The sequence below is a fragment of the Marinobacter sediminum genome, assembly GCF_016820575.1.
Classification (GTDB): Bacteria; Pseudomonadota; Gammaproteobacteria; order Pseudomonadales; family Oleiphilaceae; genus Marinobacter; species Marinobacter sediminum.
On record NZ_JAEMQH010000002.1, the window covers coordinates 212,749 to 236,011 of the forward strand.

Here is a 23,263-nt window from a genome sequence, read left to right on the forward strand (position 1 = left end):
ACAAATTTTTATATCGACTATTGACAATTCTGTGCCTCTAAACGTATGTTTCAAACAAGTGTTTAATTAAGGCTGCAGCGCGGTGCGTTGCGGTGTTTGAGAAAAAACCGAGGCTGAAAGCTGTCATTGTGATTCAGCGAAGCCCGAAAACCGAGGTGGATTCCATGCCTGACTACAAAGCGCCCCTGCGTGACATCAAATTCGTAATGACCGAGCTGCTGGACAGCGAGAAGCACTACGCCAACCTGGAAGGCGCAGAAGACGCCACTCCGGATATGGTGGACGCCATTATCGGAGAAGGTGCCAAGCTCTGTGAGCAGGTTCTGTCTCCGCTGAACCAGGTCGGTGACCAAGAGGGCTGCACCTGGAGCGAAGATGGTGTGAAGACGCCGACAGGCTTCAAAGAAGCATACCAGCAGTATGTGGAAGGCGGCTGGCCGTCCATGACTGCCGATCCCAACTACGGTGGCCAGGGCCTGCCGAGTTCTCTGGGTATCGTGATCAGCGAAATGGTTGGTACCGCCAACTGGTCTTTCGGTATGTACCCGGGCCTGAGCCACGGTGCGACCAACACCATTGAAGAGCATGGTACTGAAGAGCAGAAGCAGACTTACCTGACCAAGCTGATCAGCGGTGAGTGGACCGGCACCATGTGTCTGACCGAGCCGCACTGTGGTTCCGATCTGGGTACCCTGCGCACCAAGGCCGAGCCGAATGCCGATGGCACCTATGCCATTACCGGCACCAAGATCTTTATCTCAGCCGGCGAGCACGACATGGCTGAGAACATCGTTCACATCGTTCTGGCGCGTCTGCCGGGCGCACCGGAAGGCACCAAGGGTATCTCGCTGTTCATCGTGCCCAAGAACCTGCCGAACGAAGACGGTTCCTCCGGTGAGCGCAACGCCGTTTCCTGTGGTTCCATTGAGCACAAAATGGGTATCCACGGCAACGCTACCTGCGTGATGAATTTTGACGGCGCCAAAGGCTGGTTGATCGGTCCTGAGAACCGTGGCCTAAACTGCATGTTTACCTTCATGAATACCGCCCGTATCGGTACCGCTCTCCAGGGTCTGGGTGCTGCCGAGCTGGGCTTCCAGGGTTCCCTTGCCTACGCCAAGGATCGTCTGGCCATGCGCTCCCTGAGCGGCCCGAAGAATCCGGAAGGCATTGCCGATCCGATCATTGTGCACCCGGACGTGCGTCGCATGCTGCTGACTCAGAAGGCCATCGCCGAAGGCGCTCGGGCCCTGATTTACCTGACCGCACAGCAGGCTGATATTGTTCAGAACGGCAAGACCGAAGAAGAGCGTAAGGCTGCTGACGAATCCCTGGGTTTCCTGACGCCAATCGCCAAAGCCTTCCTGACCGAAATCGGCTACGAAGCCGCTAACCTGGGCATGCAGGTGTTCGGCGGCCACGGCTTTATCTCCGAATGGGGTATGGAGCAGAACGTACGTGATGCCCGTATCGGCATGATCTACGAAGGTACCACCGGAATTCAGGCTCTGGATCTACTGGGCCGCAAGGTTCTGATGACTCAGGGTGAGTCTCTGAAGGGCTTCACCAAGCAGGTGCACGTGTTCTGTAAGGAAAATGCAGACAACGAGCAACTGAAGGAATTCCTGGAGCCGCTGGCCGCGATCAACAAGGAGTGGGGCGACCTGACCATGAAGGTTGGTATGACCGCCATGAAGAACCGTGAAGAAGTGGGTGCCGCGTCTGTGGACTACCTGATGTATTCCGGATACGCCGTATTTGCCTACCTGTGGGCGCGTATGGCCAAGGTTGCACTGGACACCATGGCAGATGGAACCTCGGAAGAGATGTTCTACAACGCCAAGGTGCAGACTGCACGCTTCTACTTCAAGCGCATGCTGCCCCGTGCCAAAGCCCATGCTGAAAGCATGCTGGCCGGCGCCGACAGCCTGATGGATATGCCTGAGGAAGCCTTCGCCCTGTAAGGCGCGGGCACCGAAGGACAGTCCTGCAGGACAAGAAAGCCCGCGCTCCCCGGACGCGGGCTTTTTTATGAGTTGAGATTCGCTTTTAAGGTAGAATGGGCGTTCATAAAAATTGAGCGGACACACCGCCTGAATAGACTGACTGATTTTTTGGAGAGTTATCGATGGCTGATTACCAGGCACCTCTGCGTGACATGCGTTTTATTTTGAACGAAGTTTTCGATGCCCCCGCTCTTTGGGCGTCCCTGCCCAAGGTTGCAGAAAACGTCGACCCGGACACGGCAGATGCGATTCTGGAAGAGGCCGGCAAGATCACTAGCGGTGTGCTGGCACCCCTGAACCGCGAGGGTGATGAGCAGGGCAGCAAGTGGAATAACGGTGAAGTCACCTCGCCGGAGGGCTTCAAGGAAGCCTACCAGACCATCGTGGAAGGTGGCTGGAACGGACTCGGTGGTAACCCGGAGTTCGGCGGCATGGGCATGCCCAAAACACTGGTTGCCCAGTTCGAGGAAATGATGCAGGGCGCCAACATGGCCTTTGGTCTGGCCCCGATGCTGACCGCCGGCGCGTGTCTGGCGCTGGATGCGCACGGTAGCCAGGAGCTGAAGGAAAAGTACCTGCCGAACATGTACTCCGGTGTCTGGTCTGGTGCCATGGACCTGACCGAGCCTCACGCCGGGACCGATCTGGGCATCATCCGCACCAAGGCGGAGCCGAACAGCGATGGCTCATTCAACGTCACAGGTACCAAGATCTTCATTACCTGGGGTGAGCACGACATGGCCGAGAACATCATTCACCTGGTGCTCGCCAAGTTGCCGGATGCACCCAAGGGGCCGAAGGGCATTTCCCTGTTTCTGGTGCCAAAGTTCATGGTGAACGACGACGGTTCCCTGGGTGAGCGCAACAGCTTCAGCTGTGGCTCCCTTGAGAAGAAGATGGGCATCAAGGGTTCTGCCACCTGCGTGATGAACTTCGATGGCGCCAAGGGCTGGCTTGTCGGTGAGGAGAACAAGGGCCTGGCGGCCATGTTCACCATGATGAACTACGAGCGTCTGGGTGTTGGCATTCAGGGTATCGGTGCTGCCGAAGCCTCTCTGCAAAGTGCCCGGGAATACGCATTGGACCGCATTCAGAGCCGCGCACCTACCGGTGCCCAGCAGCCTGAAAAGGCAGCCGACCCGATCCTGGTGCATCCGGACGTTCGCCGCATGCTGCTGACCATGAAAGGCTATGTTGAAGGTGGACGAGCGTTCTCCACCTACGTTGCCCAGTGGCTGGATATCTCTAAGTACGCGGATCCTGCTGAGGAAGAGCGTCGCAAGCACGCTGAAGGCATGGTGGCGTTGCTGACGCCGGTGGCCAAGGCCTTCCTGACCGACCGTGGTCTGGATGCCTGCATCATGGGCCAGCAGGTGTTTGGTGGCCATGGTTTCATCCGTGAGTGGGGCCAGGAGCAACTGGTTCGGGATTGTCGGATCACCCAGATTTATGAAGGCACCAATGGCATTCAGGCGCTGGATCTCATGGGTCGTAAAGTGGTTGGAAGCCAGGGCAAGCTGTACGAGCTGTTTGCTCAGGACGTGGCCGCATTCATCGAAGAAAACAGCGGGGACCAGAACCTGCGTCCGTTCCTTGAGCCTCTGGCCGCCGCCTTCGAGCGTTTGTCTGATGTCACTGAGCACGTGATCCAGCAGGCTGGTGATAACCCGGATGCGGTTGGAGCGGCGTCTGTGGATTACCTCGACCTGTTCGGCCTGACGGCACTTGGCTACATGTGGGCGAAGATCGTTAAGGCGGCTGCACCAAAAGCTGAGGGTGACAGCTCCGGTTTCTACACTGGTAAGCTGAAAACCGCACGCTTCTATTTCGATCGCCTGTTGCCGAAGACCGTTTCGCTTGCCGAAGGCATCCGAAGTGGAAGCGATTCGATGATGGCGTTGACTGCTGAAGAGTTCTGATCTGCAGCGGTTATAGATAGCGCAATAAAAAAGCAGGCCATACGGCCTGCTTTTTTGTGTCAGTTGTTGTCGTGTTTGTCGCTGCTAACCAGGCGGCTGGCTCAGAGTTGCTCGATGAGCTCAGGATTGGTCACGAAAGGGTTTTTATTGCCCTGTATTTCGCTGACTCGGCGGTGACGGGTCAATTCGGTGTCATCCGGTGGATCATTTCGGCTCCAGTCCTGAAATACTGGGGTGGCGCCAATCCAGGGGAGGTCGTAGGTGTCTACCATGTAGGCGACCGTGCGTGCGACGTCACCCTTGACCCGCTTGGGCGGCTCGAAGAACCCGGCGCTTTCGCGAATGCCGCAGTCGCCGGGCTTCACCGTCGCTCCCAGGTCCTCGTAACGAACATTACGACGCTGCATTTCAATTCGGGATTTAACCGGAACCATGTTGTGCAGGTCTGAGGCGATCTGTCGGTACCGGTTGTCTTTCTCGCATGCGCGGGAGGTGCCGCAGTTCAGGGCACTGCGAATGTCCGCTAACGGGTAAACGTAACCGTCTTTCAGCAAGAAGCCCTTGCTGGTAAACGCAGTGTCGCAGAAAAAGGAGTTGCCACCCTCAGCGTAAAGGTTGCCCCAAAATTCATTCTTGATGACGGTGTCGGGATCACTAAAACGGGTGTTTTGACCAATCACCAGGCTGGCGGACAGCAACAGTGACAAGGTGACGAGTGTTAGAGAGAAGTGTTTCATACGCCTGTGATGCCTCGCAGAGTCTGTAAGCGTCTGTACTGGTTGGGCCTCCTTTGCCCGGCTGGTCAAAAATATGACGCTTTGACCACTTATACTGTGAAGTATGGCACAGTGGTGAGAGCTGAGTGAGGCTCTTTGTTTGCTATTTGTGGCGTTATGTTAACCAGTTAACACTTCACTTCAGCTTATTGCGAATGTTCTGGTACCCGCTTTTCAGGTCTTCTCCTAGCTTCTGAGCCGTTTGTCGAGCTTCCTTGGATGCGTCTTCGCTGTCGTGCAGGACCTCCTCCAAACGGTTGCGGAATCGTTCCCAGTCCTGCTCGAGATCATCCCATTCATCCTTGACGTCTTCCTTGGCCAGATGCATCTGGACACGGGCCTCATCGCGATACTGTTTTATCTTTTCCGAGAGTTTTTTCAGCTCTTCCTGCAGGTTCATCTCAAACGCCTCCTCTAAGTGCGGGCTCTGTTTAAGATGCGCCGACCAGCGTTTTACTGTCAAGCGACGTGACGGCGAGCAGGCATGAGAGTGGAGAGGGCTTGATCCAGGTCAGGATCGAGCTGACAGCAGTAGCGAAAGATCCCGCAGATAGTGCCATGGTGTCAGGCTATCGAAGCCTTTGGCGGCGCGATCAATCTGGCTGCAGATCTCAATAGCCTGATGAAGTTGGGGGCGGGAAAGACGCCGCGAGGCCTGTTCGATTACCCGGGCACGCTGGGGCTGAAACACGCCCCGTTTTTTCAGAAAGGCGCTGGGATTTTCACCTTGGCTGGCTGCGCCTCGGAGTTCAAGGATCAGGTTGAGGTCGCGGGTAAGCACCGCCAGCAGCCCGAGAGGATTTTCTCCCTCCTGCTGCAGTACGCCTATCATTTTTCCAGCGTGGGGGGCTCGGCCGGCGAGCAATTCCGTTACCAGCTCAAAACCATTGAACCGGGAGCTGTCCTGAACGGCTTGCTCTACCGTCTCTTCGTCGATGGTGTCTGTGCCACTGAGCAGCGATAGGCGATCAAGCTCCTGGCTGGCGGCAAGCAGGTTGCCCTCCAGGCGCTCTCCCAGGATGGCCAGGGCGCCCCGGGTCAGACTCAGGCCCCGGTTTGAGGCGCGTTGCTGCAGCCAGCCGAGAAACTTGTCCGCGTCCACTGGCCAGACCGGCACATGAACGCCTTTATTCTGCAGTTCCTTGTACCACTTCCGGCGCGTTTCCGCCGCATCCAGGCGGGCACTGATCAGTAAGAGGATGATGTCTTCCGGGGGCTCCTGCAGCACTCGTTCCAGCACTGCCCGTCCGTCCCCCAGCTTGCCGGTAGGCAGATGGATCTCGATGCGCCGGCGTTCGGCAAACAGCGACATGGCGCTGAACTCGTCGGCCACGGCGTTCCAATCCAGCTGATTGTCGGCGTGGAAGGTCAGCCGGTCGACAAATCCGGCATCCAGCGCCGCCTTGCGCACCTGGTCACAGCATTCCTGCACCAGCAAGGGTTCATCGCCGGAGATGAGGTAGACCGGCGACAGGCCTTTTTTCAGCAGTTGGGGAAGCTGACCCGGTTGCGTTTTCATGGCGCTGGCGCGTCGTTATCCGGCAGTTCGCCGGAATCCGATTGGTGTTGATCCCGGATGCTGTCAATGCGGGCCTGGGTCAGTGGTGCCAACCGGAAAATGATTTGCTGGGCCAAACGGTTGCTGAGCTGCGTCTGCAGCTCTTCTTCCTCGCGCTGTTTGGCCAGCACGTTGGTTTCATCATAGCGGTAGCTTTCACTGGAGGTCAGGCGGGTGTCGCCAATGATCGGCACCTGATCGCTGCTGATCAGCTCCAGGCTGACCGAGTTGCGCAGGGTGTATTCGGCGGCGGCAGCCTGGACCGTAATCGCCGAGGCTCGGCGGTCCTGCTGGAAGTCACTGAGTTTCATGACGTAGGCGGCGTTGTCGGCTTCGCTCAGTTCCACATCGCCCAATTCCAGCTGGTCGCGAACGGACTCGCACAGCAACTCCGGAACGCCGCGCGCGCACTCAATCTTAAGGGGCTGCAGCGCCGCCGATACCGGCGGCGCACCGCGCAACTGGAAGCCGCAACCGGCTATCGTGGTCACGACGAGAGCCGTTATGACCGCGGGTAAGGCCGAAAAGGGTGCCGAGCGAAGTGGCATATCAGTTGGCCACCACGTTCACCAGTTTGCCTGGAACCACGATTACCTTGCGTATCGTAGCGCCCTCGGTAAACCGCATAACGTTTTCGTTTTCCAGCGCCAGCTTTTCCAGGTCGGCTTTGCCAATGTCGGCAGGGACGTCCTGTTTTGCGCGGACTTTGCCATTGACCTGCAGCACAACCTGGATCTGGCTACGAACCATGGCGTCCTTGTCGGCCACCGGCCACTTGGCATCGACCACCGGCTCTTCGTGCCCCAGCGACTGCCACAGTGAGTGGCAGATATGGGGGACAATTGGTGACAGCACCAGTACCGCTGTGTTCAGCGCTTCCTGGCGTACAGCGCGGCTCTGGGGTTCGCTGTCGGACAGCTTGCTGGCCTCATTGAGGAGCTCCATGACGGCGGCAATGGCGGTGTTGAAAGTCAGGCGGCGACTGACGTCGTCACTGACCTTGGCAATGGTTTCGTGAGTCTTGCGCCGCAGGTCTTTCTGGGCGTCGTTCAGCTCGGACGCGTTCAGTGTCGGTGAAGGACCTTCAGCGGTGTGTTCATTCACCATCCGCCACAGTCGCTTGAGGAACCGGTGGGCCCCTTCAACGCCGCTGTCAGACCACTCCAGAGACTGCTCTGGCGGCGCGGCAAACATCATGAACAGGCGAACGGTATCGGCGCCGTGCTCATCAATGATGGCCTGGGGATCAATGCCGTTGTTCTTGGACTTGGACATCTTGGTGACGCCACCGATTTCTACAGGTGCGCCATCTTGTTTATGGATGGCCCGGATGACCTGGCCCTTGCTGTCACGCTCCACGGTTACATCGGCAGGCGCGATCCAGGTGGTCTTGCCGGTGTCGTCGGTGCGGAAGTAAGTTTCCGCCAGCACCATGCCCTGGCAAAGCAGGCGGTTGAACGGCTCGGAGCTGTTCACCAGGCCAACGTCGCGCAGCATCTTGTGGAAGAAGCGGGCGTACAGCAGGTGCAGGATAGCGTGCTCGATGCCGCCAATGTACTGGTCAACCGGCAGCCAGTAGTTGGCTGCGGCCGGATCCAGCATGCCCTTGTCGTAGTTGGGGCTGCAGAACCGCGCGTAATACCACGACGACTCCATGAAGGTATCGAAGGTATCGGTTTCCAGGGTGGCCGGCTGGCCTTCAAAACTGGTCTTGGCCCACTCAGGGTCGGCCTTGATCGGTGACTGAACGCCATCCATCTCAACGTCTTCCGGCAGGCGCACCGGCAGCTGGTCGTCGGGGACCGGACGCTCGGTGCCATCTTCCAGAGTCATCATGGGGATGGGTGCGCCCCAATAGCGCTGGCGTGATACGCCCCAATCCCGCAGGCGATAGTTGACCGTGCGTTTGCCAATGCCCTGTGCTTCCAGATGATCAGCAATCTCGTCAAAGGCTTCGTCACTGGTCAGGCCGCTGTACTTGCCAGACGAAACCAGGGTTCCTTTTTCGGTGAAGGCCTCTTCCTGAACATCGAGTTCGCGACCATCACTGGCTGCGATAACCTGTTTGATCGGCAGGCGGTACTTGAGGGCAAACTCGTGGTCGCGCTCATCGTGACCGGGAACGGCCATCAGGGCGCCGGTGCCATAATCGGTCAGCACAAAGTTGGCAATCCAGACCGGGATCTCCTCCTGGGTCAGCGGATGGATGGCCTTGAAGCCAGTATCAATGCCTTTCTTTTCCATGGTGGCCAGTTCCGCTTCGGCCACCTTGCTGTTTCGGCATTCATCAACAAACTCGGCGACATCGCGGTGGCGCTCTGCGGCGGCCTTGGCCAACGGATGTTCGGCAGCCACGGCCATGTAGCTGACGCCCATCAGGGTGTCCGGGCGAGTGGTGTAGACCGTCAGACCGTCGTCGCCGTCTTTCAGCGGGAAGGTCAGTTCGGTACCCACGGATTTACCGATCCAGTTGCGCTGCATGGTCTTGACCTGTTCCGGCCAGTCTTCCAGCTGGTCCAGATCGTTCAGCAATTCCTCGGCGTAATCGGTAATGCGGATGAACCACTGGGGGATCTTCTTCTGTTCGACCAGGGCGCCGGAGCGCCAGCCCCGGCCATCGACCACCTGTTCATTGGCCAGAACAGTCTGGTCGATCGGGTCCCAGTTGACGGTGGACATTTTCTTGTACACCAGGCCCTTCTCGTACAGGCGGGCAAAGAACCACTGTTCCCAGCGGTAGTAATCAGGCTTGCAGGTGGCCAGTTCCCGGTTCCAGTCATAACCGAAGCCCAGCTGCTTGAGCTGGTTCTTCATGTAATCAATGTTGGAATGGGTCCATTTTGCAGGGGCGGTCTTGTTGGCAATGGCGGCGTTTTCTGCCGGCAGACCGAACGCGTCCCAACCCATGGGCTGCATGACATTGTTGCCCTGCATACGCTGGTAGCGGGAAATCACGTCGCCAATGGTGTAGTTGCGAACGTGGCCCATGTGCAGCTTGCCGCTGGGGTAGGGGAACATGGACAGGCAGTAGTACTTGGGTTTGCCCGGTTCTTCCTTCACTTCGAAGGTCTTGTTCTCCTCCCAGAAGGTGCGGGCATTCTGTTCTACATTGCGTGGATTGTATTGCTCGTCCATTGCTGCCATTACCAAAGTTACCCTGTATCAAAATGATGTTCGGAGCGGCCGGACATTCTAACGCACAGAGGACCTGACAGGTAGTCTGCCAAAATTCGGATCCTGTGCCAGACTGAACAATATTGAAGGGAGAGCCAATATGACTGAACCAGAACGAAGCCACCTTTCCGGTAAGGCGCTAGAGGCATACGACCGGATGCTGGAACGGGTGCAGGGCCGGTTGAAACTGGCGCAGGAGACATCGCTCGAAACGTTGGATAAAGAAATAAAGAACGCGATCCAGTTCGAGTACGAGCTGGAGGAAATGACCCGGGAGGAGGCGGATTTGCTGGGCGCTTATCTCGAGCGCGATTTAGCTCACCTGATGCACTTCGTGGACGAAACCGGTGAGGGGTTGACCGAATGGCTGCAGCTGGATATCTCACTATTGGAACACCAGTTGGCCGACCGGCTGCTATCTGTGGCCGACCGGACCCGGGTGGATACCCTGGAGCTCAACCAGAAACTGGAAAATGACGATGCCGGCCACTACATCTCCGGCGAAGTGGCAACCGCTGGTATGTTCCGCTGCTTGAATTGCAGCCACATGCGCTGCCTGACCGCCACCAGTCATCTGGAACCCTGCGACGCCTGCGGTTCCCACTACTACGAACGGGTTACGAGCCGCTGGCCGAGACGGGAGGAATAATCCGCTCCCGCACGAACACTACCAGGATGACCGCCAGAGTCAGCACCGGCCAGGAGCCGGTCTGCATGTAGGGGGTGCTGCCTGTTGCCGTGTACACCTCACCTCGTAGAGTGGCCTTTTCAAACTGGGGAATGGTCTCGGTAATCTGGCCCCGGTTATTGATGATCGCGGTGACACCATTGTTGGTGCCGCGCAGCATGTAGCGACCGGTTTCCAGTGCCCGCATGCGGGCGATTTGTAAGTGCTGCAATGGGCCAATGGAATCACCGAACCAGCCATCGTTGCTGATGGTCAGCAGCAGATCCGCGTTGCGACTGTTGAAGGCAACGAAGTCGGGGTAGGCCACCTCGTAACAAATGAACGGCATGATCCGCATGCCATTAGCCTGGAGCGGGCCCTGATAGTCTGGGCCGCGGCTGAAGCTGCTCATGGGCAGATCAAAGAACCCGATCAATCCGCGCAACAGTCCCTGTAGGGGAACGTACTCGCCAAAAGGCACCAGTTTCTGCTTGTGGTAAATCCCTTCACCGTTGCCGATGGCCATGATGCTATTGTGGAACGTGAAGTCCTCGATACGGTCGCTGAAGCCGTACCAGGGGATGCCGGTGATCAGTGTACTGTTATCGCCGAGCTCCTGATCGATGTGTTCAATGATCTTGCCGGCCTTATCCTGTGGAATCGGGATGGCGGTTTCCGGCCACAGGATCAGATCGGCGTCCCAGTGCGGCTCTGTCATCCCCAGATAGGTCACGATCTGGTCTTTCAGGAAGTCCGGATCCCATTTGATCTGCTGGGGGATATTGCCCTGCATGGCCACAAAGCTGGTCGGCTCGGAGTCGACTTCGGTCCAGGCGACCTGATTGATCGCAGGGGCTACTACCCAGGGTATGAGTGCGCACAGCAGCGTGACCGCCGCGGCAACGTGCCGCAGGTGCGTCACCAGCCACCAGGCAGCGTAGAGCGCGGCGCCGGTCACCGTAATCCAGAAAGTCAGGCCATGGACACCGACCACAGGCGCAAGTCCCGCCAGGGGGCCATCGGTATGCGCGGTGCCCAGATACAACCACGGGAAGCCGGTGAGCAGCCAGCCCCGAAGCCAGTCGCCGAGAATCCAGATAGCCGGGAACAGAATCAGCCGGCGGATCTGGCTGTCCTTGGCAAGCTTGCCCCAGAACCAGAAGGCTAGACCATGGAACAGGGCCAGGCCGGCGACGAATATGACGGTGAGCAGGACGGAAACGGGAATGGAGGTGTTGCCGTACTGGCTGATGCTGATATAAACCCAACTGGCACCACTGCCGAACAGGCCGAGGCCGGTGAACCAGCCGGCCTTGAACAGCCGGTCCGCCGCCATGGGCACCGTTACTAGTAGAATCAGCAGGACCGAAACTGGGCCCAACCACCAGAATTCAAACGGTGAGAAGGTCAGTGTCTGGAGAGCGCCGGCCGCAATCAGGGTGACGATGCCCAGCCAGCGACTGGCGGAGAGCGGGGTACTCAGACCCCGGATTTCGGTAGCTTCACTGCTCACTTCGGGTTACCTGCAGCAGACGGATGACTCGGTTATCGGCGTTGGCAATAGTAAAGCGCAAGCCACCGAATGCAACCGTTTCACCGCGTCTGGGCAGATGTCCAAACTCCTTGAGTACAAGACCACCGATCGTGTCGAACTCTTCCTCGTCCAGCTCTGTTTCAAAGAACTCGTTGAAATCATCGACAGGAGTGACTGCTTTGACCGCGTAGGTACCGTCACCGCGGGCCTTGATGTGCGTTTCCTCGTCAAAATCGTGTTCGTCTTCGATTTCGCCGACGATCTGCTCAAGCACGTCTTCAATGGTGATCAGTCCGGCGGTTCCACCGTACTCGTCCACCACAATGGCCATGTGGTTGCGGTTCTCCTTGAACTCCTTCAGCAGCTGGTTCAAACGCTTGCTTTCCGGAACAAAGGTCGGTGGGCGCAGGATTTCACGAATTTTCGACCAGTTCAGTTCGTTGTCCAGAGCTAGCGGCAGCAGGTCCTTGGCGAGCAGAACACCGATGACGTCGTCCTGGCTGTCACCAATGACGGGGAAGCGGCTGTGAGCGGAGGAAATGATTTCGCCGAGGAACTCTTTGGGTTCTTGCGAGGCTTTGACCGTGACCATCTGGGAGCGCGGGATCATGATTTCCTCCACACGCATGTCGATCACCTGCATGGCGCCTTCGATGATGCTCATCGCATCGACATCGATGATATTTTCTGACTCGGCCTCTCGTAGAAGCTCCAGAACCTCTTCGATGGACTGAGGGCCACCTACCAAGGCCTGGGATATTCGTTCCAGCCAGGACTTTCCGCCCTGACTGCGACTCGACTGATCGTCGCTCATGAGTCTTGTTCCGTTTCCTCTGCTTCGTAAGGGTTGCCAAATCCAAGTTGCGCGAGCAACCGAATCTCAAGGGCTTCCATGACCTCGGCATCACTGTCATCCACGTGATCGTAGCCCTGAAGATGCAGCATACCGTGAACCACCATGTGCGCCCAGTGGGCCGCTGGCGCCTTGTGTTGCTCAGCGGCCTCGCGTTCGACAACCGGAGCGCAAATTACCAGATCTCCGGCCAATGGCACCGTTATACCGGCTGGCGCTTCAAATGGGAAGGACAACACATTGGTCGGTTTGTCCTTGCCGCGGAACTCGTTGTTCAGGGTCTGGCTCTCCGACGTGTCTACGATACGCACCGTCACCTCGGACGGATCCTCACCCAGCCAGGCGCTTTGTGCCCAGCCCTGGAGCTGGGCATCGGCGGGTACGCTGCTGCCCTCGAACACGTTCTGGATATCGACCGTTAGTTCGCTCACGACTGGCTTCCGCCTCCGTCATCGAACGAATCGTAGGCCTCCACAATACGCTGAACCAACGGGTGGCGGACCACGTCCTTGGCTTCGAAACGGGTAAAGCCAATACCGGATACCTTGCCGAGCACGCCGGCGGCGTGAATCAGGCCCGAGTTCTGACCGCGTGGCAGATCCACCTGGGTAGTGTCGCCAGTGATGACTGCGGTTGAGCCGAAACCGATACGGGTCAGGAACATTTTCATCTGTTCGCGGGTGGTGTTCTGGCTCTCATCGAGAATGATGAAGGAGTTGTTCAGGGTGCGCCCCCGCATGAACGCCAGCGGCGCAATTTCGATCACGCTTTTCTCGATCAGCCGCGTCACCTGGTCAAAGCCCAGCATTTCATAGAGTGCGTCGTACAGCGGGCGCAGATACGGATCGACCTTCTGGGCCAGATCGCCTGGCAAGAATCCCAGTTTTTCACCGGCTTCCACGGCAGGGCGCACCAGCAGAATCCGCTTCACCTGCTCGTCTTTCAGTGCCTCAACGGCACAGGCGACGGCGAGCCAGGTCTTGCCGGTGCCGGCAGGACCAATGCCAAAATTGATGTCGTGGCTGCGAATGCTGTGCACGTACTTTTGCTGGTTCGCCCCGCGCGGCTTGGCCTGGAGCTTGGGCGTCTTGATGACCGTTACGGCGCCGTCGTAGGGCACGTCTTCGGGCAGGCGCTCGTAGCCTGTCTCACGAATGAAGAGGTGAACGGTATCTGGCGAGATGTCATCGGTGGCCTCGGTTTCCCGATAAAGATGGCGGATAACCTCTACCGCTGCGGCTACGTGATCGGTCTCGCCTTCCACGCGAAAGTGGTGGCCGCGCCGGCCAACTTTCACCTGTAGTCGGCGCTCGATGTGTTTGAGGTTCTCGTCAAACTGGCCGCAGAGAGAGGCCAGCCGGCGCTGATCCACCGGGTGCAGGTCAAACTGTCTCGAATCGTTGGTGTTCAATTAGGCTCCATGTGCAGTGACAGCCCCGCGTACGGGGCTTTTAAGGCATTCGTGTCTTGGCTGGCGTGCCTGACCCCGGCTTCAATAAAGCTCCGCGTTCGCAGGGACGCCGCGAAGGGAGTTGGGGTAGGCTTCAACAATTTCAACATCAACAAAGTGACCAACCACCTCCGGGTTATCGTGCCGGAAATTTACGATGCGGTTGTTTTCAGTACGACCGGCAAACTCGCCTGGGTCTTTCTTGGACAACCCAGTGACCAGAATGCGCTGAGTCGTGCCGACCATTTTGCGACTGATATCCATGGCCTGCTGGTTGATCCGTTGCTGCAGGATGCTCAGACGCTGTTTCTTGACGTCCATCGGGGTGTCATCCGGCAAATCGGATGCCGGCGTGCCCGGACGGGCGCTATAGATGAAGCTGAAGGACACATCAAAGCCGATGTCATTGATCAGCTTCATGGTGTCCTCGAAGTCCTTGTCGGTCTCCCCCGGGAATCCAATAATGAAATCGGAAGAGAAGCTGATGTCCGGGCGAATCTTGCGCAGACGGCGCAGCTTGGACTTGTACTCCAGAGCTGTGTGGCCGCGCTTCATCGCTGCCAGCACCCGGTCGGAGCCGCTTTGCACCGGCAGGTGAAGGTGGCTCACCAGTTCCGGAACCTGCTCGTAGACCTCGATCATCGCATCGGTGAATTCCACCGGATGCGAGGTGGTGTAACGAATGCGGTCGATGCCATCGATGGTGGCAATCAGGGTGATCAGTTCCGCCAGGTCCATGGTGTCGCCATCGTGGGTCTCGCCCCGGTAGGCGTTCACATTCTGGCCCAGCAGGTTCACCTCGCGCACGCCCTGGGAGGCCAGGTGCGCCACTTCGGCGATCACGTCGTCGGCCGGACGGCTGACTTCCTCGCCGCGAGTGTAGGGCACTACGCAGAAGGTGCAGTATTTGCTGCAGCCTTCCATGATTGAAACAAAGGCGGATGGGCCATCGGCGCCCGGCTCCGGGAGATTGTCGAATTTCTCGATCTCCGGGAAGCTGACGTCGACGACGCCTACGCCGTTACCTTTGGCGCGCACTTCGGTGATCATGTCCGGCAGGCGGTGCAGGGTTTGCGGGCCGAATACCATATCCACATAAGGTGCCCGGTCAATGATGGCCTGGCCTTCCTGGCTGGCAACGCAGCCGCCGACACCGATAATGAGATCCGGGTTGCTGTTCTTAAGGGCTTTCCAGCGGCCGAGCTGGTGGAATACTTTTTCCTGGGCCTTCTCACGGATAGAGCAGGTGTTCAGCAGCAGGATATCGGCGTTTTCGGGCGTGTCGGTCATTTCGACGGTTTCGCCGGTACGCAGAAGGTCTGCCATTCGCGATGAATCATATTCGTTCATCTGGCAGCCGTGGGTTTTGATGTACAGCTTCTTGGCCATGGGTCTCAACGTATTCTGATGGATGGTGCGCCGTAGCTTGCGGGCGACAGAAAACAGGCGCGATCAAAAAGGAACTGGACATTATAACGGGGTGCTCATTCTTCAACCACCATTGTCTCGGCTTATCGCTAGTTTCGTGTGGTATTATTTTTCTCTTCCGAAGTTGTCGAACCTGAATTCAAATGACTCCCGAACGTCTTGCCCGAATCAAACAAACCCTGAATACCCGTCAGCCCGACCTGCGTGTGCTGACCGATCAGGTACACAAGCCCCGCAATCTGTCTGCCATTCTTCGCTCCTGCGATGCCTTTGGTCTGGCCAATATGCATGTAGTCTGGCCACGGGAAGGTTTCCGCGCTTTCCGCAAAACCGCTGGCGGCAGCTACAACTGGGTGACAACGCACACCCATCGCACCATGGATGCCGCCATTACCGATCTGAAAGGGCAGGGTCACAAGCTCTATGCCGCCCAGTTGTCTGATCGGGCGGTGGATTATCGTGACGTGGACTTCACTGTGCCCTGTACGTTGATCCTCGGGAACGAAGTGGACGGGGTCAGCTCCGGCGCCGCGGACCAGGCTGACGAACACATCGTGATTCCGATGATGGGTATGGTGGAATCCCTCAACGTTTCTGCCGCCTGCGCCATTATACTCGCCGAAGCCCAGCGCCAGCGTAAAGCGGCAGGGCTCTTCGACTACCGTCGGTTGCCGGACGATGAATACGAGCGCCTGCTGTTCTGTTGGTGCCAACCGACGGTGAAGCGTTACTGCGACGACCGCAAGCTGCCTTATCCGCCGATCGACCCGGACACCGGTGAGCTGATTGATGGGGTTGGCTGGATGAAAGAGATTCGCAAGCTGCGGCATCCGCATTTGGAACATGCTGATTGAAACGAGACTCAGTCGTCTTGTTGGATGCCGCGAAATTAACTAGTGTTTCTGATTTGCCGCCGGCCTAGATCGCGGCTACGAAAGGCGGGCAAGGAAGGCCCGCAACTCACGCCTGCAAACGACAAGGACTGTCATGCATATCAAGCCCCGTACTCGCCTGAAAGCGAGTGACTTACCTTTCGTCGAATCACCAATTCTTGCTGCCCGGTTGGTTAAGCGGGCTCTCTTGGGAAACCTCGAGTTCTTACCGCGTTTTGACCCCTACGACGTACCCGGTTTCTCGGCGGGTGCCCGCCCCGAGTTCATCAGCGCTCGATTGTTGTCGTCTTTAGAGTCCGGTGAATTGGTTTTGATCCGTAACTCTCTGATATCTGGACCGCCTCTGGACCCGCCCGTAGTCTGGAAGCCGGATCCATCTTCCACTGCTAATACTGGAAAGTGGAGCCTTTCATCTTCCTCTCCTTTTCTATCGCTAGAGAACGAAGTAGATACGTTGAATAGGAATGGGGTGACACTCGGATCGCTGGGTCTGGATACAGCTCGCGGCTCTGCAGGGCAACGGTCAGCCGCTGATGAGGAGCGACGCCCCCCTCCGCAAAATGCTTGGCCTGGAGATCACAAGCTGTCTTTGCCATTGGGTGCTGCGGCAGGGCTTGTTCCATTTGTCGCCGAGGCGAAACGAAAAGCAGGCATGTCGGAGGATAAGGCTTTGCCTTTGCGCGTGGCTGTTGGTGTCTTCACCGACGGAACATTAAATAATGTCGGAAATATCGAAGCATTCAAGCAGCGGCTGGAGAGGGATTGCCTCATGCCGCTTAAGGAATCCCCAGAAAAGCTCGAGGAATGTCGTGAAAAATTACGTCTATTGATGGGCGAGAGCTATGCAAACGAGCCGACCAACGTCGCTAAATTGTGGCGCCTGTACCGTGAAGATGAAGAGACTTTACTGAACTACAAAATAATGTCTCTTTCGGTATATGTGCCGGGCGCAGGAACGAAAACGGGAGATGCTGATTCATTCGAAGGGATGGCGACTGGTTTAGGGAAAACAGGAGTCGTGGCTCAGGTGGAACGTGGGTTTTTCGATATGGCTGAGAGAGTTTCTCAGAGATCGAAAGGTAGGGTGATTGAACAGCTTACCCTCGACTTCTTTGGGTTTAGTCGTGGAGCGGCGGCGGCACGCTACGCAGTGAACGAGATTCGAAAGGGGGCGGCTGGGCTTCTCGGCAAGGCTTGGTCGGCAAACAGTCTTGAGTGGCCTGGCTCGGTAGATGTTCGGTTTGTAGGGCTTTTCGATACCGTCGCAGGAATCATCAATTGGAGGGAGATGGACCTCAGTGCTGGTAATGATCGTAATGCTCCTGTCGACATCCACCTTAACTCGCAGTTCGTCGGTAAAGCTGTCCACCTCACTGCGAAAGACGAAAAACGGAATAATTTTGCGCTTAATAGTTTGAAGGATGCTGATGGAAAGTTGGCATCTAATTTTAGAGAAATTGAATTGCCCGGCGCTCATTCGGATATTGGCGGAGGTTATTCAGATGTTCAGGTCGAGAAAATACTTCTTCATCCCAAGCTTACCATTACTGGCTCTGCGGCTAGATGGCCTACGGAAACCCGCGAATGGGATAACTTGTTAGCCATAAAGCAAAGGGTTGAGTCTGAGAGGTGGATAGGAAGGCACAGCTCTACTCTGGGGAATGGTGAGCAATTCAGGCTTAGCATTGAGCAGGTTCGGGATGATCACCCTGTGCCAGATGGGCGTGTAGAGCTGCGCTTGCAAATGTTGAGATTAATAAAGGGCGAATATTCGAGAGTGCCTCTGAGACTAATGCACGCCTTGGCGTTAGAGGAAGAGGTTCCGTTTGAGGCTATGCCCTCAGACCGCGACTATTTCCTGCCTGAAGACTTGATGGAGATACATGAAAACTTAAGAGATCAGGTTTGCGCCGGGAAGGACGTTCCAAGTTTGTCGGTCGAGCAGGGGCGGTTTCTGAAACAGAGATATATTCATCACTCTAATCATTTCAATTTAATGGATTTCCTGCTTTGGGACGAAGTTTTGAGGTTAGAGATTCCCTTCCGACCATTGATGCCGTCGAGGCCGGTAAAAGCATTAGAAAGACACGTTCACGCAAATTCGGCATTGGAGTAAGGCATGTTTCGTTCTGTTTGTTTGGTCTTTTTGTCGGCGTTTTTCCAGTCTGGTTGCGCCTCTGCCTCCTCGAAAGAACCCGTTAACTGGTATTTTCAGATTGCTGCACCGAAGCACTATCACGCATGGGTTCAATATCTCGAACTAGAAAAATCAGGGGTGCGGCATTGGCATCAAGCTCCCGGATATATTAGTTGCTGTTGGCAAGGAGAGGGAGGTCCCACTGGAAAAGGAGGAAGGATGGAGCCTTTTCCTAACTACATTGGCATCCAGTGGGTTTCTTTCGCCGAGGAAAAGGTTTATCAAAAGTTAATCGAAATTAAACCTGAGTGGCACGAAGCGATGCGAGAGCCGGCTCCTTTTACAACTTCTAAGGGCCTGAAATACAAGCCAAGAAACGTTTTGACCCTTGGGCTCGCTCCAGGTGGTGAGATCGTTGTTTGGATAAAAAATCAGGTAGGTAATGAGTTGGAATTGGTTCGTTTACAAGGAAACGAAATGAAAGATAAGACTCAAGAATATTCAGTGCTTATAAAGGCTTACAGGGATGAGCACCGGGAATACCTAGAAACACACGGTATTCCCGTGGAGGGATGGTAATACGGGCTTGGCAGCCTTATTCCTCCCGAGCCTCCAAATACCGCTGCAACTGCTCCCGAAGTGCTTTGGGCAGGCGGGTAATGGTCAGGGCGTCCTGGTCGCGGTCGTAGTACACGGCCTGGTTGACCAGATCAGAGGAGAAGGAAACGCTCATGCCGCCGCCAGAGCCGGCGATGCGAACCAGCTTTTTCACCTTACGGTGGTCCGGGTGCAGAACGCCGCTTTCCGGGAGTTCGGTGGTCTTTGAGGCAAACTCTTTGAACCGCTGTGGTTCGCTCTCGTCGAGATAGCCAGAAAGCGCCTCGATTTCCACCGGCTCGCCCAGTGCGTGCTGTTCCTTGCAGAACTCGTAAGCCTTGCTGCGTACCTCGCCGGCCTTTTCCGGTTCGGACGATTTCGCGAACGCCTCGACAGCGTCCAGAAAGGTCACGGTCTCTTTCTCGACATCCACTTGGTTAGTAAAGCCTGCCAGGCGGATAAACAGCTCGCCGGGTTCACCGGTACCGCGGCCGTGTACCAGGGTCAGGTAATTTTCGGCGCTGTTATCGCTGCGCCAGTCGTCCAGCTCGATCCGCACGGCGAGATTCAGGCGTGACAGGCTCAGTACGTCTGTGGCGTCCAATGTCTGGTTGCCGTCGAAACGCAGGGCGCTGTCACTCTCCAGAATCAGCAGGTAAACCACTTCTGAATCAGCCAGTGCTTCGTGCACGATCATCAGATGGCCCTGGAATTCCTCTTGGCAACCGGTCAGCAATTCCTGCCATTGCCCAAACAGTCGGTCGGTCATGGACCCAAAGCTCTGTTTGTCCTCCAGGTAGTCTTTCAGCCAGCTGCTGAAAGGGCACTCGCCAATCTCGTCAGAAAAGCGGCCGTACTTCTTGCCCGGCTTGCTATTGAACAGCCGTTTCATCTGTTTGTGAAGGGACTCGTAGTCGCCGCCGGGCTCTGAAAGTGCCTCTCCTGACTGCAGGCGGGCCGGTTGCCCGGGCTGGTATTGACTGGCAAAAGCGGTGCGAAGGTGTCTGATAGCCATGCTGGAATTCTCATGCTGCGCGTGCAATAAAAAAGCCCCGGAGGCGACTCTGGCCTGCGGGGCTTGTGTGCTACCCAGGGCTCAGATTCGCTTGCTCCGGATCAACTGTTGAACCAGTTGGCCAACAGCGTCAGGAATTTCCTTGTCGCTGTCAGCGGAAACGGAGGCAGAGGCTACATCGGAACCGAGGTTGACCGCAACGGCGATCAGGCCGTGGGCGGACAGCAGCTGGGACGTCCGGCGACGATCGTCGGCGTCACCTGCGTTGTCTTCGGTGACCACAACGGCGGTCTTGCCCTGATCGAAGAGCGCACGCTCAACAGCCAGTGCCAGTGCTGGCGCCTGTTTGCCACTGCATCCGATGATCGCCGGCTTCTGGGCAAGGCGACGCTCACGTTCTTCGATGCTGACCGGGTCCAGAGACTCAATGCCGTCTGCCAGGCCGGCAACCATGCCTGCACCAACGGTGACGTTGGTGAGTCGGTCGATCACGATGAAACTGCCCGTGGCGTGGTTGCGCTGGTACGCATCGAACGCGATGGGCTGGTTGAGGGTCAGCTCGCACAGGCCGATTTCGTTCAACTGGAGCTTGTCAGGATTGGCCTGCTGCTCAAGCGTGTTGACGTCGGTCTGGTGATGGATCTTCTTTACCGTGCCCGAAGTAAAGGTGGGACCCAGCTTGATGTCGTATAGCCGACCCGTTTCCAGCGGCGCGTCGGTCATCCAGACGATGTTGGCGTTGAAGCGGTTGCCCACTTCTGGCTCGTCTTCCGGCTTGACCAGCATGTCGCCACGGCTGATGTCGATTTCGTCGGCCAGGGTCAGGGTGACCGCCTGATCAATGTAGGCTTCTTCGAGGTTGCCATCGAAGGTGACAATATCTTTGACGGTGCTGGTCTTGCGAGACGGCAGCGCCATGACTTTGTCGCCCGGGCGAATAACGCCGGAGGCAATCGTGCCGCAGAAACCACGGAAATTCAGGTTAGGGCGGGTCACGTATTGAACCGGGAACCGGAAGTGCTCAAGATTCTTGTCCCGTGCAACTTCGACGGTCTCCAGAATTTCCATCAGCGGCTGGCCGGTGAACCAGGGCGTGTTCTCGCTCTTGTTGACGACGTTGTCGCCTTCCAAAGCGGAGATTGGAACAAAGCGAATGTCTTTCAGGCCGAGCTTGGCAGCAAACGCCAGGTACTCGTCCTTGATTTCGTTGAAGCGCTCTTCGCTGTAATCCACCAGGTCCATCTTGTTGATGGCGACAACAATGTGTCGGATGCCCTGGAGTGACGCAATGTACGAATGGCGACGGGTTTGTGTCAGAACGCCCTGGCGGGCATCGATCATCAGGATGGCCAGCTGGGCCGTGGAGGCGCCGGTGGCCATGTTGCGGGTGTACTGCTCGTGGCCCGGAGTGTCGGCAATGATGAACTTTCGCTTGTCTGTGGAGAAGAAGCGGTAGGCCACATCAATGGTGATGCCCTGTTCACGCTCCGCCTGCAGGCCGTCGACCAGCAGGGCCAGGTCCAGCTTCTCGCCCGTGGTGCCCATCTTCGCGCTGTCGGTTTTCAGGCTCGCCATATGATCTTCGTAGATCATCTTGGTGTCGTGGAGCAGGCGGCCGATCAGGGTGCTCTTGCCATCGTCAACGCTGCCGCAGGTCAGCAGGCGCAGCAGCTCTTTGTTTTCGTGTTGCTTCAGGTAGGCCTGAATATCTTCTGCAATCAGATCAGACTGGTGTGACATCTTAGAAATACCCTTCCCGCTTTTTCTGTTCCATGGAGCCGGCTGAATCGTGGTCAATTACCCGGCCCTGACGTTCGGAGCTGGTGGCCAGCAACATCTCCTGGATGATTTCGGGCAGGGTGTCTGCCTCGGATTCAATGGCACCGGTCAGCGGGTAGCAGCCCAAGGTTCGGAATCGGACCGACTTCATCATCGGCTTCTCGCCTTCTTTCAGGGGCATGCGATCGTCGTCCACCATGATTAGGGTGCCGTCACGCTCAACCACCGGGCGCTTGGCAGAGTAGTACAGGGGAACGATTTCAATATTCTCAAGGTAGATGTACTGCCAGATGTCCAGCTCAGTCCAGTTGGAGAGCGGGAACACGCGGATGCTTTCACCCTTGTTGATTTTGCCGTTGTAGATGTTCCACAGCTCAGGGCGCTGGTTTTTGGGGTCCCAGCGATGGTATTCATCCCGGAACGAATAGACGCGCTCCTTGGCTCGGGATTTTTCCTCATCGCGCCGGGCACCGCCGAACGCGGCATCGAACTTGTACTTGTCCAGGGCCTGCTTGAGGGCCTGGGTTTTCATGATATCGGTGTGCTTGGCGCTGCCATGGGTGAACGGGCCAACGCCTTGCTTTATCCCTTCTTCGTTTTTGTGAACGATCAGGTCGAGACCGTATTCCTTCACCTTGCGGTCACGGAAATCGATCATTTCCTTAAACTTCCAGGTGGTGTCCACGTGCATCAGCGGGAACGGAGGTTTGCCGGGATAAAACGCTTTGCGGGCAAGATGCAGCATCACGGCAGAATCCTTGCCGATGGAGTAGAGCATGACCGGGTTGTCAAACTCGGCTGCCACTTCCCGGATGATGTGGATGCTTTCCGCTTCCAGCTGTTTCAGGTGCGTGAGGTTGTATGTGGTCATGGTATTCCGATGCCGCGATGCGGACCCTGTTGGCTGTGCAAATTTGACCTGAAATGATACCAGATTGGGGGAGGGTATAAGAAGCGCCCCAACTAGAGTTTGGGGTTATAATAATATAGCGGCAAGGATGGCGTTGTGGGCGTGATAGCTCCGCTGCAGGGCCTGGTGTCAGGCCTTGTTGCAGGAGTCAGCCAACAGCTTGGCGACGTATTGATCCACGTATTCGAAGCCGTTGTCTTCAAACTCAGAAAACTGAATGCCGAGATGAAATTCATTCCGGGCAATCCGACGCATATGCACGATGTGACCGCCAGCTGAAATTGAGACGGGCTGTTTTGCAACGACAGGTACCGAGAAACGGGTTTTCACCGAAACCCAATTGCCGGGGGCAGGGCTTTGCTGGGCAGGGATCAGGGCTTGGACGGCATCTTGGCTGCAGGAAATCATGACGCCGGTGCGCGAAAGGTTCGCGACGGTGCATTTCAGGCAGCAACCATCGGGTTTCTCGACGGTGATTTCGGTCGAGACATCAACACGCTGTTGGTTGCGTAGATTTGGTTTTATGGCAGCTGGTTTCATGGTTACTTATCTGACGTAACTGGTATT

At 56.8% G+C, this 23,263-nt stretch carries 20 protein-coding genes; 6 read left to right on the plus strand and 14 right to left on the minus strand.

Annotated elements, in window-relative coordinates:
• Positions 1-164 precede the first annotated feature (164 nt).
• Together FGO67_RS07810 and FGO67_RS07815 are read left to right on the plus strand one after the other, a co-directional pair.
• A complete protein-coding gene (locus FGO67_RS07810; protein ID WP_203300185.1) occupies positions 165-1,964 on the plus strand; it encodes an acyl-CoA dehydrogenase C-terminal domain-containing protein in 1,800 nt (599 codons plus the stop codon).
• 164 nt (positions 1,965-2,128) lie between these two features.
• Positions 2,129-3,925 (plus strand): acyl-CoA dehydrogenase C-terminal domain-containing protein, encoded by a 1,797-nt coding sequence (locus FGO67_RS07815; protein WP_203300186.1) that lies wholly within the window; start codon positions 2,129-2,131, stop codon positions 3,923-3,925.
• Positions 3,926-4,026: 101 nt separating this feature from the next.
• Here the strand turns inward: FGO67_RS07815 and FGO67_RS07820 are convergent, their stop codons facing one another.
• From FGO67_RS07820 to leuS, 5 genes are all read right to left on the minus strand, one after another.
• On the minus strand, positions 4,027-4,662 hold the full coding sequence (locus FGO67_RS07820) for an endonuclease (RefSeq protein WP_203300187.1): 636 nt from the start codon (positions 4,660-4,662) through the stop codon (positions 4,027-4,029).
• Positions 4,663-4,837: 175 nt separating this feature from the next.
• Positions 4,838-5,101, minus strand: a complete 264-nt coding sequence (locus FGO67_RS07825; protein WP_203300188.1) for a hypothetical protein — start codon at positions 5,099-5,101, stop codon at positions 4,838-4,840.
• A gap of 111 nt (positions 5,102-5,212) precedes the next feature.
• Positions 5,213-6,220, minus strand: a complete 1,008-nt coding sequence (holA, locus tag FGO67_RS07830; RefSeq protein ID WP_203300189.1) for a DNA polymerase III subunit delta — start codon at positions 6,218-6,220, stop codon at positions 5,213-5,215.
• Entirely contained in the window at positions 6,217-6,750 is a 534-nt protein-coding gene (locus FGO67_RS07835; RefSeq protein WP_338039542.1) for an LPS-assembly lipoprotein LptE, read from the minus strand. The genes holA and FGO67_RS07835 overlap by 4 nt, the downstream gene beginning before the upstream one ends.
• Positions 6,751-6,808: 58 nt before the next feature.
• Positions 6,809-9,394 (minus strand): leucine--tRNA ligase, encoded by a 2,586-nt coding sequence (gene leuS, locus FGO67_RS07840; RefSeq protein ID WP_203301146.1) that lies wholly within the window; start codon positions 9,392-9,394, stop codon positions 6,809-6,811.
• Positions 9,395-9,533: 139 nt separating this feature from the next.
• On the opposite strand from leuS, the gene FGO67_RS07845 reads away from it, so the two are divergent.
• Complete coding sequence (locus FGO67_RS07845; RefSeq protein ID WP_203300191.1) at positions 9,534-10,082, plus strand: zinc ribbon-containing protein; 549 nt, start codon at positions 9,534-9,536, stop codon at positions 10,080-10,082.
• Here FGO67_RS07845 and lnt read toward each other — a convergent pair.
• The 5 genes from lnt to miaB all read right to left on the minus strand — a co-directional run bounded on the left by lnt (position 10,051) and on the right by miaB (position 15,326).
• Positions 10,051-11,592 carry an apolipoprotein N-acyltransferase gene (gene lnt, locus FGO67_RS07850; protein ID WP_420844509.1) on the minus strand — a complete coding sequence of 514 codons (1,542 nt, stop codon included), beginning with the start codon at positions 11,590-11,592 and terminating at the stop codon, positions 10,051-10,053. The two genes, FGO67_RS07845 and lnt, sit on opposite strands and share 32 nt — an antisense overlap.
• 10 nt (positions 11,593-11,602) lie before the next feature.
• On the minus strand, positions 11,603-12,448 hold the full coding sequence (locus FGO67_RS07855) for an HlyC/CorC family transporter (RefSeq protein ID WP_203300193.1): 846 nt from the start codon (positions 12,446-12,448) through the stop codon (positions 11,603-11,605).
• Positions 12,445-12,918, minus strand: a complete 474-nt coding sequence (gene ybeY, locus FGO67_RS07860; protein ID WP_203300194.1) for an rRNA maturation RNase YbeY — start codon at positions 12,916-12,918, stop codon at positions 12,445-12,447. The genes FGO67_RS07855 and ybeY overlap by 4 nt, the downstream gene beginning before the upstream one ends.
• Positions 12,915-13,898, minus strand: coding sequence for a PhoH family protein (locus FGO67_RS07865; protein WP_041341031.1), 984 nt, complete (start codon positions 13,896-13,898; stop codon positions 12,915-12,917). The genes ybeY and FGO67_RS07865 overlap by 4 nt, the downstream gene beginning before the upstream one ends.
• Positions 13,899-13,979: 81 nt before the next feature.
• A complete protein-coding gene (gene miaB / locus FGO67_RS07870) occupies positions 13,980-15,326 on the minus strand; it encodes a tRNA (N6-isopentenyl adenosine(37)-C2)-methylthiotransferase MiaB (RefSeq protein ID WP_203300195.1) in 1,347 nt (448 codons plus the stop codon).
• 182 nt (positions 15,327-15,508) lie between these two features.
• Between miaB and trmH the strand changes: the two genes are divergently transcribed.
• From trmH to FGO67_RS07885, 3 genes are all read left to right on the plus strand, one after another.
• A complete protein-coding gene (gene trmH / locus FGO67_RS07875) occupies positions 15,509-16,219 on the plus strand; it encodes a tRNA (guanosine(18)-2'-O)-methyltransferase TrmH (protein WP_203300196.1) in 711 nt (236 codons plus the stop codon).
• A 133-nt stretch (positions 16,220-16,352) separates the two neighbouring features.
• Entirely contained in the window at positions 16,353-18,374 is a 2,022-nt protein-coding gene (locus FGO67_RS07880) for a phospholipase effector Tle1 domain-containing protein (protein WP_203300197.1), read from the plus strand.
• A gap of 3 nt (positions 18,375-18,377) precedes the next feature.
• A complete protein-coding gene (locus FGO67_RS07885; RefSeq protein ID WP_203300198.1) occupies positions 18,378-18,974 on the plus strand; it encodes a DUF2931 family protein in 597 nt (198 codons plus the stop codon).
• 16 nt (positions 18,975-18,990) lie between these two features.
• On the opposite strand, the gene FGO67_RS07890 is transcribed toward FGO67_RS07885, so the two are convergent.
• The 4 genes from FGO67_RS07890 to FGO67_RS07905 form a co-directional block, all read right to left on the minus strand.
• Positions 18,991-20,007 (minus strand): nucleoid-associated protein, encoded by a 1,017-nt coding sequence (locus tag FGO67_RS07890; protein ID WP_203300199.1) that lies wholly within the window; start codon positions 20,005-20,007, stop codon positions 18,991-18,993.
• Positions 20,008-20,088: 81 nt separating this feature from the next.
• Positions 20,089-21,747, minus strand: coding sequence for a sulfate adenylyltransferase subunit CysN (gene cysN, locus FGO67_RS07895; RefSeq protein WP_203300200.1), 1,659 nt, complete (start codon positions 21,745-21,747; stop codon positions 20,089-20,091).
• A gap of 1 nt (position 21,748) precedes the next feature.
• The gene (cysD, locus tag FGO67_RS07900; RefSeq protein ID WP_338039571.1) at positions 21,749-22,735 is read right to left on the minus strand and encodes a sulfate adenylyltransferase subunit CysD; all 987 of its coding nucleotides are present in this window, start codon (positions 22,733-22,735) and stop codon (positions 21,749-21,751) included.
• A gap of 90 nt (positions 22,736-22,825) precedes the next feature.
• Positions 22,826-23,236, minus strand: coding sequence for a PilZ domain-containing protein (locus FGO67_RS07905; protein WP_203300202.1), 411 nt, complete (start codon positions 23,234-23,236; stop codon positions 22,826-22,828).
• Positions 23,237-23,263 lie beyond the last annotated feature (27 nt).

What these genes read in the sequence shown, in the direction of transcription:
- FGO67_RS07825 (WP_203300188.1), bottom strand. Translation starts at nt 5,101, where the DNA reads ATGAACCTGCAGGAAGAGCTGAAAAAACTCTCGGAAAAGATAAAACAG.
- holA (WP_203300189.1), bottom strand. Translation starts at nt 6,220, where the DNA reads ATGAAAACGCAACCGGGTCAGCTTCCCCAACTGCTGAAAAAAGGCCTG.
- FGO67_RS07820 (WP_203300187.1), bottom strand. Translation starts at nt 4,662, where the DNA reads ATGAAACACTTCTCTCTAACACTCGTCACCTTGTCACTGTTGCTGTCC.
- cysN (WP_203300200.1), bottom strand. Translation starts at nt 21,747, where the DNA reads ATGTCACACCAGTCTGATCTGATTGCAGAAGATATTCAGGCCTACCTG.
- FGO67_RS07905 (WP_203300202.1), bottom strand. Translation starts at nt 23,236, where the DNA reads ATGAAACCAGCTGCCATAAAACCAAATCTACGCAACCAACAGCGTGTT.
- FGO67_RS07810 (WP_203300185.1), top strand. Translation starts at nt 165, where the DNA reads ATGCCTGACTACAAAGCGCCCCTGCGTGACATCAAATTCGTAATGACC.
- trmH (WP_203300196.1), top strand. Translation starts at nt 15,509, where the DNA reads ATGACTCCCGAACGTCTTGCCCGAATCAAACAAACCCTGAATACCCGT.
- FGO67_RS07855 (WP_203300193.1), bottom strand. Translation starts at nt 12,448, where the DNA reads ATGAGCGACGATCAGTCGAGTCGCAGTCAGGGCGGAAAGTCCTGGCTG.
- miaB (WP_203300195.1), bottom strand. Translation starts at nt 15,326, where the DNA reads ATGGCCAAGAAGCTGTACATCAAAACCCACGGCTGCCAGATGAACGAA.
- FGO67_RS07845 (WP_203300191.1), top strand. Translation starts at nt 9,534, where the DNA reads ATGACTGAACCAGAACGAAGCCACCTTTCCGGTAAGGCGCTAGAGGCA.
- FGO67_RS07885 (WP_203300198.1), top strand. Translation starts at nt 18,378, where the DNA reads ATGTTTCGTTCTGTTTGTTTGGTCTTTTTGTCGGCGTTTTTCCAGTCT.
- leuS (WP_203301146.1), bottom strand. Translation starts at nt 9,394, where the DNA reads ATGGACGAGCAATACAATCCACGCAATGTAGAACAGAATGCCCGCACC.
- FGO67_RS07880 (WP_203300197.1), top strand. Translation starts at nt 16,353, where the DNA reads ATGCATATCAAGCCCCGTACTCGCCTGAAAGCGAGTGACTTACCTTTC.
- FGO67_RS07815 (WP_203300186.1), top strand. Translation starts at nt 2,129, where the DNA reads ATGGCTGATTACCAGGCACCTCTGCGTGACATGCGTTTTATTTTGAAC.
- FGO67_RS07890 (WP_203300199.1), bottom strand. Translation starts at nt 20,007, where the DNA reads ATGGCTATCAGACACCTTCGCACCGCTTTTGCCAGTCAATACCAGCCC.